Source organism: Corynebacterium tuscaniense, from assembly GCF_008693065.1.
GTDB classification, from domain to species: domain Bacteria; phylum Actinomycetota; class Actinomycetes; order Mycobacteriales; family Mycobacteriaceae; genus Corynebacterium; species Corynebacterium tuscaniense.
On sequence record NZ_VXKH01000003.1, the window covers coordinates 42,621 to 60,820 of the forward strand.

16 protein-coding genes and 3 tRNA genes are annotated in these 18,200 nt (G+C 57.8%); 6 read left to right on the forward strand and 13 right to left on the reverse strand.

Annotated features, from left to right (window positions below; genetic code table 11):
* Nucleotides 1–6: 6 nt before the first annotated feature.
* The 4 genes from F4V54_RS01710 to F4V54_RS01725 are packed head-to-tail and all read right to left on the reverse strand — an operon-like array spanning nt 7 to nt 5,326.
* Entirely contained in the window at nt 7–2,127 is a 2,121-nt protein-coding gene (locus tag F4V54_RS01710) for an ATP-dependent DNA helicase RecG (RefSeq protein ID WP_150386025.1), read from the reverse strand.
* A gap of 3 nt (nt 2,128–2,130) precedes the next feature.
* Nucleotides 2,131–3,669 carry a DAK2 domain-containing protein gene (locus tag F4V54_RS01715; protein WP_150386026.1) on the reverse strand — a complete coding sequence of 513 codons (1,539 nt, stop codon included), beginning with the start codon at nt 3,667–3,669 and terminating at the stop codon, nt 2,131–2,133.
* Between the two features lie 11 nt (nt 3,670–3,680).
* Nucleotides 3,681–4,325 (reverse strand): uracil-DNA glycosylase, encoded by a 645-nt coding sequence (locus F4V54_RS01720; RefSeq protein ID WP_150386027.1) that lies wholly within the window; start codon nt 4,323–4,325, stop codon nt 3,681–3,683.
* Nucleotides 4,322–5,326: a thiamine-phosphate kinase gene (locus F4V54_RS01725; RefSeq protein ID WP_376997652.1), complete on the reverse strand. Its 1,005-nt coding sequence runs from the start codon at nt 5,324–5,326 to the stop codon at nt 4,322–4,324. Before F4V54_RS01725 ends, F4V54_RS01720 begins: the two co-directional genes overlap by 4 nt.
* A gap of 141 nt (nt 5,327–5,467) precedes the next feature.
* On the opposite strand from F4V54_RS01725, the gene F4V54_RS01730 reads away from it, so the two are divergent.
* The gene (locus F4V54_RS01730; RefSeq protein WP_249041195.1) at nt 5,468–6,454 is read left to right on the forward strand and encodes a DUF3515 domain-containing protein; all 987 of its coding nucleotides are present in this window, start codon (nt 5,468–5,470) and stop codon (nt 6,452–6,454) included.
* Here the strand turns inward: F4V54_RS01730 and F4V54_RS01735 are convergent.
* Nucleotides 6,423–7,487: a D-alanine--D-alanine ligase family protein gene (locus F4V54_RS01735; protein WP_034664821.1), complete on the reverse strand. Its 1,065-nt coding sequence runs from the start codon at nt 7,485–7,487 to the stop codon at nt 6,423–6,425. The genes F4V54_RS01730 and F4V54_RS01735 overlap by 32 nt on opposite strands.
* Before the next feature lie 22 nt (nt 7,488–7,509).
* Nucleotides 7,510–8,508: an NAD(P)H-dependent glycerol-3-phosphate dehydrogenase gene (locus F4V54_RS01740; protein WP_034664823.1), complete on the reverse strand. Its 999-nt coding sequence runs from the start codon at nt 8,506–8,508 to the stop codon at nt 7,510–7,512.
* 149 nt (nt 8,509–8,657) lie between these two features.
* On the opposite strand from F4V54_RS01740, the gene F4V54_RS01745 reads away from it, so the two are divergent.
* Nucleotides 8,658–9,677, forward strand: coding sequence for an NUDIX hydrolase (locus tag F4V54_RS01745; RefSeq protein ID WP_034664826.1), 1,020 nt, complete (start codon nt 8,658–8,660; stop codon nt 9,675–9,677).
* Between the two features lie 25 nt (nt 9,678–9,702).
* On the opposite strand, the gene leuD is transcribed toward F4V54_RS01745, so the two are convergent.
* Complete coding sequence (leuD, locus tag F4V54_RS01750) at nt 9,703–10,293, reverse strand: 3-isopropylmalate dehydratase small subunit (protein WP_034664828.1); 591 nt, start codon at nt 10,291–10,293, stop codon at nt 9,703–9,705.
* A 13-nt stretch (nt 10,294–10,306) separates the two neighbouring features.
* Nucleotides 10,307–11,728, reverse strand: coding sequence for a 3-isopropylmalate dehydratase large subunit (gene leuC / locus F4V54_RS01755; protein ID WP_150386029.1), 1,422 nt, complete (start codon nt 11,726–11,728; stop codon nt 10,307–10,309).
* 174 nt (nt 11,729–11,902) lie between these two features.
* Here leuC and F4V54_RS01760 point away from each other — a divergent pair, with 174 nt between their 5' ends.
* Genes F4V54_RS01760 through F4V54_RS01770 form a run of 3 tightly spaced genes read left to right on the forward strand, consistent with a single transcriptional unit; the run spans nt 11,903 to nt 13,529 of the window.
* Nucleotides 11,903–12,610 (forward strand): IclR family transcriptional regulator, encoded by a 708-nt coding sequence (locus F4V54_RS01760; RefSeq protein ID WP_249041196.1) that lies wholly within the window; start codon nt 11,903–11,905, stop codon nt 12,608–12,610.
* Between the two features lie 23 nt (nt 12,611–12,633).
* The gene (locus F4V54_RS01765; protein WP_150386030.1) at nt 12,634–13,029 is read left to right on the forward strand and encodes a carboxymuconolactone decarboxylase family protein; all 396 of its coding nucleotides are present in this window, start codon (nt 12,634–12,636) and stop codon (nt 13,027–13,029) included.
* Between the two features lie 50 nt (nt 13,030–13,079).
* Nucleotides 13,080–13,529, forward strand: coding sequence for a hypothetical protein (locus tag F4V54_RS01770; RefSeq protein WP_102723384.1), 450 nt, complete (start codon nt 13,080–13,082; stop codon nt 13,527–13,529).
* Nucleotides 13,530–14,054: 525 nt separating this feature from the next.
* On the opposite strand, the gene F4V54_RS01775 is transcribed toward F4V54_RS01770, so the two are convergent.
* The 4 genes from F4V54_RS01775 to gltX form a co-directional block, all read right to left on the reverse strand.
* A tRNA-Glu gene (locus F4V54_RS01775) sits at nt 14,055–14,127 on the reverse strand.
* A gap of 155 nt (nt 14,128–14,282) precedes the next feature.
* Nucleotides 14,283–14,355: transfer RNA gene (locus tag F4V54_RS01780), tRNA-Glu, on the reverse strand.
* Nucleotides 14,356–14,401: 46 nt separating this feature from the next.
* A tRNA-Gln gene (locus F4V54_RS01785) sits at nt 14,402–14,473 on the reverse strand.
* Nucleotides 14,474–14,619: 146 nt separating this feature from the next.
* Nucleotides 14,620–16,122, reverse strand: coding sequence for a glutamate--tRNA ligase (gene gltX, locus F4V54_RS01790; protein WP_150386031.1), 1,503 nt, complete (start codon nt 16,120–16,122; stop codon nt 14,620–14,622).
* Nucleotides 16,123–16,267: 145 nt separating this feature from the next.
* On the opposite strand from gltX, the gene F4V54_RS01795 reads away from it, so the two are divergent.
* The gene (locus F4V54_RS01795) at nt 16,268–17,392 is read left to right on the forward strand and encodes an isochorismate synthase (RefSeq protein ID WP_150386032.1); all 1,125 of its coding nucleotides are present in this window, start codon (nt 16,268–16,270) and stop codon (nt 17,390–17,392) included.
* A 9-nt stretch (nt 17,393–17,401) separates the two neighbouring features.
* Here the strand turns inward: F4V54_RS01795 and F4V54_RS01800 are convergent, their stop codons facing one another.
* Entirely contained in the window at nt 17,402–18,193 is a 792-nt protein-coding gene (locus F4V54_RS01800; protein ID WP_150386033.1) for a fumarylacetoacetate hydrolase family protein, read from the reverse strand.
* Nucleotides 18,194–18,200: the final 7 nt, after the last annotated feature.

Consider the following 18,200-nt stretch of genomic DNA (forward strand, 5'->3'; position numbering starts at 1 on the left):
CTGTAGTTAGCTCTTGTTCAGATAGTCGAATGGGTCGAGGAAGAGGTCCTCAACAATCTCCCGCGCGCGCTCCGGGGCAGACTCAACGAATTCAGCCGCGTCATCGTAAGCGCGCTGAATGATCTCAAAGTCTTGCACGAGATTCAGCAACCGCAAGTGCCTATCTGTGCCGGACTGGGAGGTGCCCAGGACGTCGCCCTCAGAGCGAGTTTCCAGGTCAAGCTCGGCGAGCTGAAAACCATCAGAGATTTCCGCGATCCGCGTGACGCGCTCCAGTTGCGGTGAACCTTGCTCCGCAAACGTGTGGAAAAGACAAAGCGAAGCATGCCCGCCACGGCCCACACGTCCGCGGAGCTGATGCAGCTGTGAAACACCGAAGTGCTCCGATTCGCGCACCATCATCACGGTGGCGTTGGGCACGTCCACGCCCACCTCGATAACCGTGGTGGAGACCAGCACGTCGATGGTGCCGGCAGCGAAGGCGGACATGACGCGATCCTTTTCCTCACCTTTCATCCGGCCATGCAGCACACCGATGGTCAGGCCTTGGAGTTGGTGGGCTTCTAGTGTGTCAGCGACTTCAAGAACACCCCCTGGCCCCTCAATACGTGGGCACACAATATAGGCTTGGTGGCCACTGTAAATCTCTTCTTTGATTTTCTCCCAGGCGCGATCCACCCACGTCCGCTTAAATTCAGGGACAACTGCGGACTGGATGGGTTTACGTCCACCAGGCAGTTCACTCAATGTTGATACGGCGAGGTCCCCAAACACCGTCATGGCAATAGTGCGGGGAATCGGCGTTGCTGTCATAACCAGCAGGTGCGGTGTGTTCTCCCCTGCCTTATCGCGCAAACGATTGCGCTGCTCCACACCAAACCGATGTTGCTCATCAACCACGACGAAACCGAGGTTAAAGAATTCCACCAAGTCCTGAATGATCGCGTGCGTGCCCACGACGATGTCCGCCTCGCCCGTCATGATTGCCAACAGGGCTTCCTGCTTCTGCACCGTGGACATGGACCCCGTCAACGCAACAACGCGGGCGTGCACGCCCGTTTGCATGAGGGTTTTGCGCAGGGACTTCTCGTGCTGCAGGGTGAGGACTTCAGTGGGCGCGAGCAAGGCGCACTGCATGCCGTTATCAACTGCTTGCAGCATCGCGGCGAGAGCAACGATCGTCTTGCCGGAGCCCACTTCGCCCTGTAGGAGCCGGCTCATTGGGATGGTTCGCTCAAGGTCGGCAGAGATCTCCTCCAAGACCTGCGTCTGCCCCGCGGTGAGCTTGAACGGCAGGTGCTCCACCATGTGCACCACATCCCCATCAGGTTTACGCGGCAGCGGGGTGGCTTGGCGGTAGGAATCATCACGCCTACGCATAGCCATGACGAGGGCGACACTCATTGCCTCGTTGTACTTGAGGCGCTCCAAGGCAGCGTGGGGCCCCTGCGACGTGGGGTTGTGAATCTGGTTGATCGCCTCGTACAAAGACAGCAGCCCCGGTGGTGTGTACCCCAGTGGCTCAGGGATCTCCTCAATGGTGTCCAGCACCATGCTGATAGCACCCATGATCGTCCACGTAGATAGATTCTTCGTAGCGGGATAGACCGGCAGATAGTCGCGTCCGGCCAGCAGGTCATCCGGATCGCCGAAGACCGAGAGTTTCTTAATCGACCCGGTGGATGCCCCCTTGTTGTTGCCCGCTTGAGGTGTTCCGGGCGCAGACAGGATCATGAAGTCCGGATGCTGCATTTGTGGCTGATCCCGGAAGAATTTCACCTTGCCAGTGAACATCGCACGCACGCCGGGTTTGAGCACCCTCGGAGCATATTTCGCACCGAAGAAAGAAGCCTCAATGGTCTGATAGCCATCAGTGATGACGGCTTTGAAAATCGGGCGCTTGGAGGTCGTGATGGTGCGCACGCTTTCCACATTGCCGATGAAACTGATCGTGTCATCAGGCAGCACACCGTCGAGCGCATCACCGGTGCCGTACTGCAGGTACTTGCGGGGGTAGTACTCGAGAAGACCCGCGACGGTCTCAATTCCGAGGTGCTTGGCAATCGCGCGCGCAGGTGCAGTGGGAATGACCAAGTTGAGAGGGGTGAAATTAGTCAAACCCAGCATGTTTTACTCCACTCCGAGTTGTCCGGTTGAGCCGAGTCCATCGGCGGGATACACCACCACTTCTGCATCAAGGTCGGCTTCCAACGCCTCCACATCAACGTTGGCCACGTCCTGTGGAGATACCAGAATGGTGACCAGTTCCCCACCGCCGTCCAACATGACGGCGGCTGCTTCGCGCAGGGCTGCGGTCAAGGTCTCCGCCCTCACAACGAGGGTATCGCGCGCTACCACCTCAACGCCCTCACCAGTGGTCACTATGTCAGCCACCGCCATCTCCTCAGCGGCTTCCCTCATTACCGCTGCGGCTTCATCAACAGGCAGGCGTGGGTCATGGACAGACACCGCCGCAATTCCGTTGACCAAACGCACAGTGGGTAGCAGCGTTACCGCCAAGGACTCGTGCTCCGCGGCTGTCTCAATCTCCTCCAGGGTGGCCGGATCAAGCTGTCCATTAGGCAGAATGATTACTTCATGTGCACCGGAAGCACTGATTTCACGGCGAACGTCCGCTACCACGTTGGGCCCGGGCGCTACGGCCACAGCACCCGCACGGTTATACAAGTCCATGAGCGAACCCATCGGCGTGATCGCCACAATGAGCCGGCCCACACGCCGAGCTTCGTGCAGCGGGGAGGCATCCGGCAGGATCTCTAACCGCAGATCGCTCACGGCACCGAGCTCGAAAGCGCGCTCAATCACTGGTCCTGCCTCAGTGGTGTGAATATGTACCTTGCCGTGGGAGTCTGTCGACCGCGCGATCACAAGACTACGGCCCATCGTCGCCAACACAGCCTCAAGATTGTCCAGCGGGCCTTCAAACATGAACAGGACTTCCAGCCAGCCTGCTACACCGTGGGAATGATCCGCCTGATCATGTGCGCTCTCATGCTGCGCTTCATTTCCCTCAGCGTCATCAATGCTGCCGCCAGTCACCTCAGCATCAAGAACTTTAAGCAGAAGCACTAGGCCAGTACCCCCCGCATCCACAACACCGGCTTCGCGCAACTCGGCCAGCTGGGAAGGAGTGTTTGCAAGAGCATCTTCCGCGGAGGCCAATGCAGCCGACGTGACGTCGTCTAAATCAGAATTGCTTATCGACGCCCCCTCAGCCGCTCGCGCTGCCTCCCGCAACACCGTAATGATGGTGCCTTCAACAGGCTCTGCAATAGCGCGTTCCACAAACGCCACCGCGTTGCTCAGCGCCGCAGCAACGGCACTGCCGTCCAGTTCCCCTTCCGCCGCTGCTTGGGCAACACCACGCAGCACCTGTGAGAGAACCACACCGGAATTACCGCGAGCACCCTTGATGCTGCCGACGGCAAGAGCTTCCGCAATAACTTCGGCAGAGGCATCAGGTTCACATTTCTCAGCCTCACGTACGGCTGCAGCCATAGTGAACGCCATGTTTGACCCCGTGTCCGAATCCGGCACCGGAAACACATTCAGGCTGTTGATTTCTTCACGATGACGGCCCAAATCCTCTGCTGAACGGCGCGCCCATGACAGAAGTCGGACACCATCAATAGTCTCAGCAGAAGTCATGGGCATTAACTCTACAATGCCCAGTCGACACCGCCCCCGCCCTGTGCGATTAGTGCCTCATTAGCACGGGAAAACGGCCTCGAACCAAAGAAACCACGTCGAGCTGAAAGAGGTGATGGGTGTGGCGACATAATGCACGGGGTATCCCCCAAGAAGGCCTTGGCCGACTGCGCATCCTTGCCCCATAAAATGGCAACCAATGGCGTTCCACGCTGAGCGAGCGCACGAATCGCCACCTCCGTCACCTTTTCCCAGCCCTTACCACGGTGTGAGCCTGGTTCACCCGGTGCAACGGTGAGAACTCGGTTGAGCAGCATGATCCCTTGGCTTGCCCAGGAGCTCAGGTCGCCGTCGGGGCGGGGCGGGATACCTAAGTCGTCGTAAAGCTCTGCATAGATATTTACTAACGAGCGCGGTGGCTTGACCCCCGGCTGCGTGGAAAAGCTCAACCCCATCGGGTGCCCCGGCGTCGGGTACGGGTCCTGACCAAGAATGAGCACACGAACATCTTCGAAAGGGTCCTGAAAAGCCCGCAGAATATCCTTGCCGGCCGGTAAATACGCGGGCTGTGCGCGCAGGAAATCCCCCATCGCATGAATGCGCTCCTCAACGCTGGCCAGTGGCTCCTGCCATGAAGGATGAACGGGAAGACTCATGAAAAGCTCTCCCATCCGCGTGTGTACTGTGGCGCATTCCCGTCGATGGTCACCGGGATGCCGAAGGCTGCTGTCGTGACCGAACCGGTCTCACTGCTCGGCTTGTGCACCGTGCCAATGGGGCGGAAACCCACCGGCGCCTCGCCCTGCAACGTGCCGATCAATGTGTGATCCTCCCCTCCTTCACACACCCACTTCCAAGGATCCACGCCCAGCAACTCACCGGCCTGCACCAACAATTTGTCCGGCGCGATTGCGTTTGCCCTTAGATCAATCCGAACACCAGAGCGTTGGGCTAACACCCCGACGTCATGCAGCAGCCCATCTGAATTATCCGTCATCGACGTAGCACCGGCTGAGCGCGCCACCATGCCACACCCCGGAGTGAGCTCCGGCGATTGATAAGCATGCGCGAGTGGCTCCAACTCTTCCGGAATGGTGATGCCAGCCTCCAACAACTCCAGGCCCGCCGCGGAGTAACCGATGCGCCCATGGGCTACTACCGTTTGTCCTGCACGCGCTCCAGCCAGTGTCAGGGGTGGTCGATTGCCGCCAAGAGACCCGATCGCGGTGATCGACATAACCAGATTCTGTCCTGCCGTCACATCCCCGCCCACAAGCTCAGTGCCATACTTATCCAACTCCGCGCCAATACCGCGTGCGATCTCTGTCACCGTCGCTGCTGGTGTAGTGCTGGGTGCAGAGAAAGACAGCAACGCGGCCAATGGGCGTGCCCCCATCGCTTCAATATCGGCGTAGTTCTGCACCACTGCCTTACGCCCCAACAGGAACGGGGTAGTCAGATCCGACCTGAAATGGCGCCCCTCCACGATCATGTCGGTCGTGGCAACCATGCGGGAATTAGGAGAGGGCGGATGGAGCACAGCCGCATCATCACCATTCACAGCCGAGGGGCTGGCCTCAATAATGGAGCGGATAACAGCGTCCTCCCCGATCTCACCCAAGGTGGGACCATCAAGGGGAAAGCCAATGTTGATCACAAAACATCCAGCCTTTCGCATGGGAAACAGACATTGGAAACGAAGACAATCAGGTCACAGGGTAAACGACCGCAGGCCACAACACCGCGGCCGGGGTAGCTTCATGGGTTCTGCACCTGCAGCCAGATAGACTGTGCGGGTATGAGCACGGCGAGTACACACACAGAATCCTCCACCAGCGCACCCATTAACCGCACGTTGGTGTACATCACCCTCGGTCTTGCGCTGCTATTGGTGGTCGGCGTCCTCGCTGGATCCAAATTTGTTTTGGACCGCACCGCCCACCAGCCAGTTGTTCTCTCACCACTCCCAGCACCCCTCGCAGAGTCCCCTGAATGTGCCGCTGTGGTTGAACAGCTGCCTGAGAAACTTGCCGGCCACAAGCGCACACCGCTAGCTGATCCGGCACCGGCCGGTGCAGCTGTGTGGCAGTCCTCCTCTACTGAGCGCATTACGCTCCGCTGTGGTGTGGATATGCCTCTGCAATACACAGAACTCAGCCCCACATTCACCGCAGCAGGCGCAAAATGGGTAAAGGTGGGCGACCCGTCCGGCACTGGCCTTGCCACCTGGTTCACCGTCGACCGCACCCCCGTTTTGGCGGTGACGGCTGATAACGCAGCTCTTGGTCGTCACGATAACCCGGTAGAAGGGTTGAACCTCGCAGCAGCTGAAGGCGCCGCCCCTGAACCGGCACGGGCACCATTAGCCACATTGGAGGACGCCCAGGATTATTCCGCGCGCGCCTGCAGTGAATTCATTGCCGCCTTGCCAAAAGGGTTGGCGGAAGGTTACACCCCCATCGATTTCAGTGGCGTTGAAGGCCTCGCCAAAGACCGCACCCAGGTGTGGGCTGGCGATGGCCTTGAACCCATCGTTGTTCGCTGCGGGGTAAAGCAGCCGGCTAGCTACACGCCGGGCACAGTGCTTACTCAGGTCAATGAGATCCCGTGGTTTGAAGATGAGGCCGCCGCCGAAGGGCCGGAAACCTCCGGTGGCCTGGCCACGACCCTCTACGCACTTGGCCGTGAAGCAAATATCGCTTTGTCACTGCCCGCCGGTCTTGGGGATGAAGCCTTGAACACAGTCTCGGGTGTTATTTCCTCGACCGTTCCAGAGCGGAACTAATCAAGGTATTCAACAGCTCACTGTAGCTCATTCCCGCAGCTTGAAAAACCTGCGGGAACATCGAGATTGAGGTGAAACCAGGCATGGTGTTCACCTCGTTGAGCATCGGGCCATCCTCGGTGACAAAGAAATCCACGCGTGCAAGCCCGCGGCAATCCAAAGCCTTAAATGTTTGAATAGCCAGTTCCGCGAGTTGCTGGTTCAGGTCCTCGTCATAGCCCGCCGGGATGGTTGCGGTGACCACGTTGTCAAGGTACTTGGTTTCAAAGCCGTAAAAACCCTCATCCGAGTCTGCGGTGCCGTTCAACTTCGCCGGAGGTGAGGCCACCAACTCGCCACTGGCAAGCTCAATCACGCCGACTTCAACTTCGTCACCGACGAGCTCAGCTTCAACAATCACCTTCGTGTCATAGAGCTGTGCCATACGCACCGCATCCGCGAGATCATCCCAGTCGGAGACCTTGGTAATGCCTATCGACGATCCCCCTCGCGCCGGCTTCACAAACACCGGCAAACCGAGGTAGTCCCGTTCCTTCTGACCAATCGAATCAACCCCCATGCCGTCATGGAGGATGACTTCTCGGGTGACAGGAATCCCAGCAGCCCGAGTAATCGCCTTGGTGAACTCCTTGTCCATCGAGCACGCCGAGGACAAAACACCGGTGCCCACATAGGGCACACCAGCCATCTCAAGCAGCCCCTGGATCGTCCCATCTTCACCGTAGGTGCCGTGGAGCACGGGGAAAGCTACATCAACGGTGGCTAGAACCTCACCGGTTTTCACGTCATAAAATTCCCCGCGACGCTTCGGGTTAACAGATAGTGCGATCTCACGGCCTTCCGTGACAGAGGGCAGCTTGGAGTCCCCTACTGGATCTGTGGTCCCCTGCACCCACACTCCGTCTTGGGTGATACCTACCGGGAAAATATCAAAAGTGTCCTGTGGCAGTTCAGCCATGATGGCACCTGCGGAGATGCAGGAGATGGAATGTTCAGACGACATTCCTCCGTAAACAACGGCTAGTGTGATCATGGTTCACCACACTACTTGGGTACTACTCCGACTTTTTGGATCGACCCATGAGTGCCACAACCATTTCATCAACTTTCATGGCTCCGTGGCATACCGCATGAACCGCGGCTGTAAGTGGCATCTCTACCCCATTTGCCTCAGCCAGCTGATGCACGCTGGCAGAACTAGTCACGCCCTCAGCCACCTGACCATTAGTGGCCTTCCGGGCCTCTGCCATCGACATTCCCTGCCCCAAACGCTGCCCGAACGTTCTGTTGCGCGACAACGTCGAACTACACGTAGCCACCAAGTCACCGATACCCGCCAGGCCGGCAAAGGTCTTCTGATCAGCGCCCAATTGCACGCCTAGGCGTGTGATCTCCGCTAGGCCACGGGTAATCAACGTTGCCTGAGTGTTCTCCCCTAAGCCCTTGCCGGCAGCCATACCGCAGGCCAGAGCAATCACGTTCTTGCACGCGCCACCAATCTCACAGCCCACGACATCGGTGTTGGTGTAGGGGCGTAAATAGTTTGTGGCACATGCAGCTTGAATCAGTTTGGCGCGATTCAAATCAGTGCACGCAATCACAGTGGCTGCTGGTTGTTCTTCTGCCACCTCACGGGCCAAGTTAGGTCCCGATAGGACAGCGATGCGGTCTTCCGCCACACCCGTCACGTCCGCAATAACCTCAGTCATGCGTTTAAACGTGCCTGTTTCAATACCTTTTGAGATAGACACCAGGGTGGAATCTGACGGCAAGTGCGGTGCCCACTCCGCTAAGTTGGCACGCATCGTCTGACTGGGCACTGCAGGCACAACAATTTGTGCTGACTCTAAAGCCGCAATTGCATCAGCTGTTGCCTCAATGCCAGCAGGCAAGTTAATCCCAGGAAGGTAATCAGCATTCACTCGAGTTTCAGCAATAGTCTGAGCAAGCTCCGGCCGACGTGCCCACAGGGCCACCTGATTGCCTGCATCCGCAAAAGCCTTTGCTAAAGCCGTTCCCCAAGATCCAGCGCCTAAAACGGCCACCTTGACCATGTGCGTGCCCTTCCCTTCGTCGATAAGCATGCGCTTTATTAAAAGCATTCCCCAACAAACCATTCAGCCGAGTACGTCACAGTGTATAAGGACGCGCGAGCGAGCGGGTTCCGTGCACGGAAGCACGCGATGCGGAACAATGGGTTTCCATGGGCAAGCACTCACAACCAAACTCAAAGTTGCACGAACATGATAAAGATGTGCAGGGCGAAATGTTCCTCACAGGACGCCACCAAGAAATCCCCCGTCATCCACATGAAGAGTTTGCAAAGACCACCCTCGCCGCAGGAGCCGTGCTGTGGCGCGGTGATATTCAAGACATTGACAGCATTGAAGTCGCCTGCATCCACCGCCCGCGGTATGACGATTGGTCGCTAGCCAAAGGCAAGGTCGATCCGGGCGAGTCTCTCATTGCAACAGCCGTGCGCGAAATTCGTGAGGAAACCGGCTACCACATCAACCTTGGAAAGCTACTGGGTAAAACCGTCTACCCCATCAAAGACGCAACCAAGGTTGTGTACTACTGGACGGGCAAAGTCATCGGCGGTGAATTCGAACCGAACGATGAAGTCGATGAGATTCGCTGGTTACCTATCGATGAAGCGAAAGAGCTCATGTCCTACGACCTCGACCGACAGGTCCTAGCCAAGGCAGAGAAGCGGTTTCGCCTGCCCTCGACGAGCCGGATTCTCTATGTCCGCCACGCTCGCGCGCATGACCGCAAGAAATGGGCCGGCGATGACAACCTTCGGCCCTTGGACAAGAAAGGGCGCCGCCAGTCAGAGATGCTTGTGCCCCTGCTAGCACCATTCGCACCAGATCGGATCTACTCGGCGCTGCCGGATCGCTGCCAAGCAACAGCAGCACCGCTTGCGGACGAATTGAAGGTGCCCATCGACGTCGACGTCCGCTTCGGCGATGAAGCCTGGATCAACAACATGGTGGACTCCCAAAAAGCCTTCATGGATGTGGTGAACGAAGGTGGCACGAGCGTCATCGTGGGCCAGGGTCTCATCATCCCGAACATGCTCGCATGGTTGGCAGCTAATGGCCGCTTGCCAATCGACGGGGAAATCAAGTCCAAAAAGGGCTCCGTCTGGGTGCTCACCTTCAACGAAGGCCAGCTCATCGGGGCAGACTACATGCCCACCGCGCTGCCTGTGCGTTAAGCAGCGCGGTGGGCAGCGGTGACTCTTAGGTGATCGACGGCTTGTATGCTGGGCGGTGCTCCTCAAAGTCCTCAATGGCACCCTCATCGCGCATGGTTAGACCAATATCGTCCAGGCCTTCCATGAGGCGCCAGCGGATGTAATCATCGATTTCAAACGTGAAGGTATTCTCCCCCACGGTGACCGTGCGGTCTTCCAAAGAAACGGTCACCTCGGTGCCAGGGTTTTGCTCGAGGATCTTCCAGATCAGCTCAATATCGGACTCCGTCATTTGGCCGGCCAAGAGCCCTGCCTTCGACGTGTTGCCGCGGAAGATGTCCGCGAAGCGTGGGCTAAACACAGCCTTGAATCCATAATCCATAAGTGCCCACACGGCGTGCTCACGCGACGAGCCCGTACCAAAATCCGGGCCAGCGAACAGGACCGAACCGTTTTTGAACGCCTCCTGGTTCAGCACAAAATCCGGCTCGCCTTGACGCCAGTTTGAAAACAAGCCGTCCTCAAAACCCGTGCGTGACACACGCTTCAAATACACGGCCGGAATGATCTGGTCCGTGTCTACGTTCGAGCGGGTCAGCGGGACGCCAATGCCAGTGTGAGTGGTGAACTTCTCCATGGTGGTGTACTCCTTACAGATCAGCGGGGCTGGACAGATGGCCAGTAATAGCGGTGGCTGCAGCAACCAGCGGGGAAACCAGGTGAGTGCGGCCGCCGGGGCCTTGACGCCCTTCGAAGTTACGGTTAGACGTAGAAGCGGAACGCTCGCCAGGCTTGAGCTGATCCGGGTTCATGCCCAAACACATGGAGCAGCCGGCGGTGCGCCAATCAGCACCGAATTCCGTGAAGATCTTGTCCAGGCCCTCTTCTTCCGCCTGCTGCTTCACCATTGCAGAGGACGGCACAACCATCATGCGGGTCTCTGGGTGAATCTTCTTCCCTTTGAGAATCTCGGCTGCGGCACGCAGGTCCTCAATACGAGCGTTCGTGCAGGATCCCAAGAAGACAGTGTCGATCTTGATGTCGCGCAACGGTGTGCCCGGCTCAAGGTCCATGTACTTGAGGGCTTTCTCAGCGGCTGCCTTCAACGTGTCATCGCCGAAGGACTCTGGGTCCGGGACAAACTCAGCCAGCGGCAAACCCTGGCCCGGGTTCGTGCCCCAGGTGACAAACGGAGTCAGTGCCGAACCGTCGATTTCCACGACGGTATCGAACTCCGCACCCTCGTCTGTTGGCAAGGTCTTCCAGTAGGCCACGGCCTCATCCCAGTCCTTGCCCTTCGGCGCAAACTCTCGCCCCTTGACGTATTCAAAGGTCTTCTCATCCGGTGCGACCATGCCTGCACGCGCGCCACCCTCGATGGACATGTTGCAGATGGTCATGCGGGCTTCCATCGACAGCTTCTCAATCGCTTCGCCGCGGTACTCAATGATGTGGCCGGCACCGCCGTTCGTGCCAATCTTAGCGATGATGGCCAGGATCAAGTCCTTCGCCGTCACGCCCGGCTGCAGCTCTCCGGAAACCTCAATGGCCATTGTCTTGAACGGCTTGAGGGGAAGCGTTTGCGTTGCCATCACGTGCTCGACCTCAGAGGTACCAATGCCCATGCCGATGGAACCAAAGGCGCCGTGAGTGGACGTGTGCGAGTCACCGCACACGATGGTCATGCCGGGCTGGGTAATGCCCAGCTGCGGACCGACGGTATGCACGATGCCCTGCTTAATGTCGCCCATGGAGTGCAAGCGAACGCCGAACTCCTCGCAGTTCTTGCGCAGAGTGGACACCTGGGTGCGGGAGGTCAGCTCCTCAATCTCCAGCAGGTTACCGGACTTGATGCCAACGGTAGGCACGTTGTGATCCTCAGTAGCCAGGTGCTGCTCGGGGCGACGGATCTTACGGCCGTTCATCCGCAATCCGTCGAAAGCCTGCGGGGAGGTCACTTCGTGCAGAAGCTGGAAATCAATGTAGATCAAGTCCGGGTCCCCATTCTCACCCTTCTTGACCACGTGGTCGCGCCAGACTTTCTCAGCCAGTGTCAACGGTTTATTAACCATTGTCGCCTCCTTGCAGCTTCCCATCCCATGGGACTCAGATTTCCATTCGATGAGACAGTATAGACCATCTCTTGGCTCAGCTTATCGACGCCTCCCCCCCCGGCCTTTCACATTCCCCCTTCCCGCTTCCCCGCAAGGATGCCTCTCACATAGTGGACTGCTACGATCCACTATGTGAGAAAGACCGATAAGAAGACAGAGGTTCCCGAGGGCCCTTCCGGCATCAAGGTCCTCGACCGCTCTGTGAGCATCATCGAGGCGATCGCTAACGGCGATAAAACACTGTCTCAGCTAAGCGATGTCACCGGCTTACCCCGCGCTACCACCCACCGCCTGGCCACCGCACTGGAAGTGCACCACATCCTCATCCGCACGGAAGCAGGGGCCTGGACCATCGGGCCAGCACTCTCCCGCTATGCCGCATCCGCGCCATCCGCAGTAATTGAAGCAGCCAAGCCCATCATGGGCGCATTGGTACGTACCACCGGTGAGTCCGTCCAGCTCTATGAACTCACCGGCAATACCCGCACCTGCGTGGCCGCTGTGGAACCACCCAGCGGTTTGACCAATACCGTGCCGGTTGGATCCCAACTTCCCTTGGATCGCGGTTCTGCTGCCCGCGTTTTTGCCGCCTACGAGCACATCACTGCACCGTTTAGCAAGGATGAGCTCGGCCGCGTGCGTAAAACTCGCCTTGCGGAATCCGTCAACGAGCGCGAAGTTGGCCTGTCTAGCGTGTCCACACCCATCCATGACGCCGCAGGCCGCCTCCTTGCTGTCCTATCCATCTCCGGCCCAGCAGAGCGTCTCAAACCCTCCCCTGCCAACACATGGGGCAAGCAGCTGCTCAAAGCTGCCGATCAGCTGATGTCAGAAATCTAACTCACCTTGTGGAGATTAAAAACATGACTGAAAAAGACAACCGCTACGACGCCGGCATTGTAATCCGCCGCGCCGTGATGGGTGACGAGTTCGTCGATGCTGCCCTTGCGCGCAACGCCGGCAAAGACGGCGAACCACTGCAAAACCACATCACCGCTACCGTGTGGGGCTCCGTGTGGACCCGGCCAGGCCTGAGCCACCGCGACCGCAGTCTCCTCAACATTGGCATGCTCGTTGCACTCCGCGCGACCGAGGAACTGCGCGGTCACATCCGCGGTGGCCTGGCCAACGGCCTCACCCGCGAGGAGATCACCGAAGCCATCATTCATTCCTCCGGCTACTGCGGCGCACCCGCAGCGCTTTCCGCCATGAAGGTGGCCCAGGAAGTGCTCGAAGCCGAACTCGGCCCCCGGTGCTGACTCACCTTCGATCCCACATCCAACCAGTGCGAAGCTGCTAGTCTGAACCCGTGAGCAAGAAGAAACTGGAATACAAAGCCGAATGGAATAATTTTCAACTGATCGCTTTTTTGCTCTTGCTTTTCACGATACTGCTGCTGCTCATCCACTGGGCGCTAGTTGGAATTTGGGGAAAACCCTGGAAAGAATCATTAGCAGTAATTTTTTCTTATCGGGGCGCAATACCTGCAGCTGCCGCCGCAATTGTCACCCTCGGCATCGCCACGAAATCATTAACTCAAAAGTCCAACTCAGATGATCGGTCTGCCTACTACGAGCGCGTCAGGTGGGCAATAGAAATGACTCTTGCCGAAGACCCGGCGCAGCAGAACGCGGGCTGGCATTTTCTCACTCCTATGCTGGAGTCAGGACTCAAATCATCAGAAGATATTGGGTTCGCGCTCGCTATTCTTGAATACGATAAGAAGTTCAATCCCACGAATATCTCTACACCGCGATAGCCCCACAGCCGAAATTCTGTTTATCCTCATCCACGTTGGATAGTATTATGACGTGAAAAGGCGCGATTTAAGAAGAAGGGAGTCCGCTAATGTCCAGCCCAGCAGCAGCCCCGCGCAAATACCCTCTCACTGAATCTCACAAGCGCATGATTGAAGAACTACCGAAAACACAGGCAAAAGCCACCCGCGACCTGCAAGAGTATGTGAAGAAACTCGAGGCTCGCCAAAAACGCCCCCGCTGGCAGCGGCTACTTGGTATATACCCCGTTTAATCTCTCTCATCCGCCCAGCACAATTCGCACTTGTTCATTTAACCACTCAGCAAGTGGAGAACAAGGGCTTTCCCTTTGAGTCTTCAATCTTGAAACAAGCCGATCATGGAGATGTGCCAAGCGGGTTAAGGGATTCAAGGTCAAATCTTCGGTCATGAAAGAGCCCTGATTCTGCTTGTTTGAGAATCAGGGCTCTTTAAGCCGCTCCACGTCAGCACGCCTTGCGTAACCGGAAAGTGGAGTCACCGGTCTGTACCCCGTACGGGATTTGAACCCGTGTTACCGCCGTGAGAGGGCGACGTCCTAGGCCGCTAGACGAACGGGGCGTGTTCGCTGTTTTTTGCGACTTGCTTACAGTAAAGGACCGGGCGAAAAAGTCCAAACCAGCTGGTCATCATGGAGGTTCGCCCCCGTGCGGGAGACCAAGCAAGAAAACAAGTATCCCTCCGAATCTGAAACCAGACTCGGAGGGACTTCGTTGTACCCCGTACGGGATTTGAACCCGTGTTACCGCCGTGAGAGGGCGACGTCCTAGGCCGCTAGACGAACGGGGCGTAAGGACTTTTTGTCCTGCAGATCCTTATTGCTAATTCTCTGCAGCTGGCCTACCAGGACTCGAACCTAGAATGACGGTACCAGAAACCGTAGTGTTGCCAATTACACCATAGGCCATCGTTGCTGTTGAACTTCTTAAGCACTTAAGCTGTTCAAAACAACGTGGGATACTATAACCACGTCTGAGCCTAACTGCCAAATCGCAAGGTCAGACGCGGTAAATAGCACTCCACAAAGCGGGTCAAACTACCCCGCTGTGATTTCTATTGCGCTGGTTCTTCAGCGACATAAGGTGTAGCGGCGCGTGCAGCGCGCAGACGGGTCAAGGTGGACTCGCGGCCGAGGAGCTCCATGGACTCAAACAGCGGCGGGGAAACAGCTTCGCCAGAGACACCGACGCGCAGGGCGCCGAAGGCAACACGGGGTTTGAGCCCGAGTTCGTCGATAAGCGCCTTGTTGAGAGCTGCCTCGATGCTGGGAGTGGTCCACTCCCCGACTGCTTCAAGCGCGGCGATTCCGGCGTCAAGAGGTTCTACGGCTGCTTCCTTGAGGTTCTTCTTTGCGGCGCGCTCATCGAGGGTGAGTTCTGAATCCGGGATAACAAGGAACTTGAGCAGGTCGTAGGCGTCCGAAAGTACCTTGATGCGTGTCTGCACGAGATCGGCGGCGATAGCGAACTTCTCTTCTGGGTAATCGGCCGGGAAATCGGTGTACTCGGTCAAGTACTCGCGCAGGCGGTTCTTGAAGTCCTCCGGCTCAAGCATGCGGATGTGGTCCGCATTGATGGCTTCCAACTTCTTCTGGTCGAAGCGAGCAGGGTTAGCCAACACGTCAGAAACGTCAAAGGCTTTGACGAACTCATCCACAGTGAAAATGTCTTGGTCGGCGGACAGCGACCAACCAAGAAGAGCAAGATAGTTGATCATGCCCTCGGGGATGATGCCGTTATCGCGGTGGTTGAACAGGTTCGATTCCGGGTCGCGCTTAGACAGCTTCTTGTTGCCCTGCCCCATAACGAAGGGAAGGTGCCCAAACTCGGGAGTGAAGTCGGTGATGCCAATGCGCTGCAGCGCTTCGTAGAGTGCGATCTGGCGCGGGGTGGACGAAAGAAGGTCCTCGCCGCGCAGGACGTGGGTGATGCCCATCAACGCGTCGTCGACAGGGTTGACCAGGGTGTACAGCGGCGCACCGTTGGAACGCGCAACAACATAATCCGGCTGGGTGGTGGACTTGAACTCCACCTCACCACGGACCAGATCATTCCACTTCCAATCCTTATCCGGCATGCGTAGACGCCACACTGGCTCGCGGCCTTCGGCCTTGAACGCGGCAACCTGTTCCTCTGTGAGGTTGCGGTCAAAGTTGTCATAGCCCAGCTGTGGGTCGCGACCAGCAGCGATATGGCGCTCCTTGACCTCCTCTGCGGTGGAGTATGCCGGGTAGACCTCACCTGCCTCGATCAACTTGTCCAGGACGTCCTTGTAAATGTCCATGCGTTGGGACTGACGGTAGGGCTCGTGCGGGCCACCTTTGACCACGCCTTCGTCCCATTCCATACCAAGCCATGTCAGAGAATCAATGATGGCCTGGTAAGACTCTTCTGAATCACGCTTGGCATCAGTGTCCTCAATACGGAACACCAGAGTGCCTCCGGTGTGGCGAGCTTGCGCCCAGTTAAACAGCGCCGTGCGGACCATACCCACGTGTGGAGTACCAGTGGGTGATGGGCAGAAACGAACACGTACAGATGTGGCAGAGTCAGTCATGCACACAACTGTAGCGCGCTCTCCCCCACGGCTCGCCAGTAGCGCCTTCCTCGCGTAGGACAGATGCAGTCCCGCAAGTGAGCGATCCGGAGGTTTTAATAGCATGTGCTTATCGACGCTTCCCCACCCGCTAAGATGGTCCCCCATGTCCACCCGCCCTGCTGCCGCACCTGATACCGCACCGGACTTTGCGCTGTCCCGGCCCACAGGCTCCGTACGCACCCAAGGCGCGGTAACCACGTTCAACGATACCGGCTCAGCGGTCACTTCCCTTGAGCACGGTGACGTCAAAATTGTTGTCGGCGCACTCCCCTTCGACCGTGAGGCCCCGGCAGCGCTTACGGTCCCGGAGCACATCATCCGCGAGGACGGCTACCTACAGCCACATGCCTACTACCGTTCTGGCCCCGGCTCAGTGGTCCATGCGCGTGTGAGCGGATTTGATCCGGAGCCACGCGAACATCTTCGTCGCATCGAAGCAGCGATTGACACAATCCGGGAATCTCGCCTGGACAAGGTCGTGCTCGCCCGCGCTGTTGATTTTGCGTTCGATCCACCGGTGGACCCGCGCCTTGTGGCAGCGAGGCTCATTGATCTATCTCAATCACGCGATGGGTTCATGGCTGACCTTTCGCCCGCTGGCCTGCAGGGCCACACAATCGTGGGCTCCTCACCAGAACTGCTCATCCGCCGCGATGGGTTGAACATTTACTCCTACCCACTTGCCGGCTCAGCACCTCGCATCCCAAATGATCCGGTGGCCGATGCTGCTGCCGGTAAGGCGCTAGCGACGTCGGAAAAGAACCTCGCAGAACACTCCTACGTTGTTGAACACATCCGCGAAATCCTCGAGCCTCTATGCACGGAATTGAACATTTCCACCCGTCCACAGCTCGAATCCACCAATGAGATGTGGCACTTAGCCACCCCCATCAAAGGCGTGCTTAAACAGCCGGCTCCAACCGCCTTGGAGCTCGCAGCCAAGCTCTACCCCACTCCGGCCGTTTGTGGAACCCCACAGCATGCGGCAGAAACACTGATCACTACAGCTGAATCGGATCGTTCTTTCTACGCCGGTGCCGTTGGCTGGACCACGTCCGACGGTGATGGTGAATACGTCGTGTCTATCCGCTGCGCGCAAGTCAACGCTGATGGCACAGCTGCCCGCGCGTGGGCCGGTGGCGGACTCGTTGCCTCCTCAGATGCAGAAGAGGAGCTTGCGGAAACAACCGCCAAGCTCCTCACCATCCAGCGTGCGCTGGGACTTTAACCCAACGCTTTACGCCCGCTCAACGGGGTTACGCAGGGAACCAATCCCGTCAATCTCCACCTCGATGGTGTCACCTGGGACCATCTCGGCTGTGCCCGCTGGAGAGCCAGTGCAGATCACATCGCCCGGAAGCAATGTGTAGGACGATGTGATGAACTCGATGATCTTGCCGATCTTCCAGATCATCTGGTTCGAGTTCGAGTCCTGCTTCGTCTCCGTAACACCATCGTGAGTCAGGTGAGCCTTGATCGGCAGATCATCAAAGTCGAACTTGTCCAAGTCCGTCTCAATCCAGGGACCCAGCGGGCAGAAGGTGTCAATGCCCTTGGCACGTGCCCACTGGCCATCCGCGAATTGCAGATCACGCGAGGAAACATCGTTGACGATGGTCACACCACGAACAACAGACTTCCAGTCTTCAGCCTTGACGCTCTTGCATGGGACGCCAATGACCAGCGCCAGCTCGCCTTCAAACTCGACGCGTGTAGCAAAGTCTGGAATCTTGATCGCCGCATCCGGGCCGATGACAGCTGTCGGCGGCTTGAGAAAGAGAGTCGGTGGAAGGTGTTCAGCAGACTGTTTGAACACCTCTGCAACGTGGTCGGCATAATTGCGACCAATAGCTACGACCTTGCTGGGGAGCATGGGCGCGAGCAGGCGAACGCTCTCAAGCGGCCACTCCTTACCCGTGTACTCCGGTTCCGTAAACGGGGTCCCCTTAATCTGCTTGGCAGTGGTGCCCTCATCATCAATGACCGCGAAGGTCATTCCCTCAGGTGTGGCAATTCGTCCAAAACGCATGGGGATG

Coding starts and splice junctions, on each gene's coding strand:
- F4V54_RS01735 (WP_034664821.1), bottom strand. CDS start 7,487: ATGATCACACTAGCCGTTGTTTACGGAGGAATGTCGTCTGAACATTCC.
- leuC (WP_150386029.1), bottom strand. CDS start 11,728: ATGGTTAATAAACCGTTGACACTGGCTGAGAAAGTCTGGCGCGACCAC.
- F4V54_RS01800 (WP_150386033.1), bottom strand. CDS start 18,193: ATGCGTTTTGGACGAATTGCCACACCTGAGGGAATGACCTTCGCGGTC.
- F4V54_RS01710 (WP_150386025.1), bottom strand. CDS start 2,127: ATGCTGGGTTTGACTAATTTCACCCCTCTCAACTTGGTCATTCCCACT.
- gltX (WP_150386031.1), bottom strand. CDS start 16,122: ATGACTGACTCTGCCACATCTGTACGTGTTCGTTTCTGCCCATCACCC.
- F4V54_RS01715 (WP_150386026.1), bottom strand. CDS start 3,669: ATGACTTCTGCTGAGACTATTGATGGTGTCCGACTTCTGTCATGGGCG.
- F4V54_RS01720 (WP_150386027.1), bottom strand. CDS start 4,325: ATGAGTCTTCCCGTTCATCCTTCATGGCAGGAGCCACTGGCCAGCGTT.
- F4V54_RS01765 (WP_150386030.1), top strand. CDS start 12,634: ATGACTGAAAAAGACAACCGCTACGACGCCGGCATTGTAATCCGCCGC.
- leuD (WP_034664828.1), bottom strand. CDS start 10,293: ATGGAGAAGTTCACCACTCACACTGGCATTGGCGTCCCGCTGACCCGC.
- F4V54_RS01745 (WP_034664826.1), top strand. CDS start 8,658: ATGGGCAAGCACTCACAACCAAACTCAAAGTTGCACGAACATGATAAA.
- F4V54_RS01795 (WP_150386032.1), top strand. CDS start 16,268: ATGTCCACCCGCCCTGCTGCCGCACCTGATACCGCACCGGACTTTGCG.
- F4V54_RS01740 (WP_034664823.1), bottom strand. CDS start 8,508: ATGGTCAAGGTGGCCGTTTTAGGCGCTGGATCTTGGGGAACGGCTTTA.
- F4V54_RS01730 (WP_249041195.1), top strand. CDS start 5,468: ATGAGCACGGCGAGTACACACACAGAATCCTCCACCAGCGCACCCATT.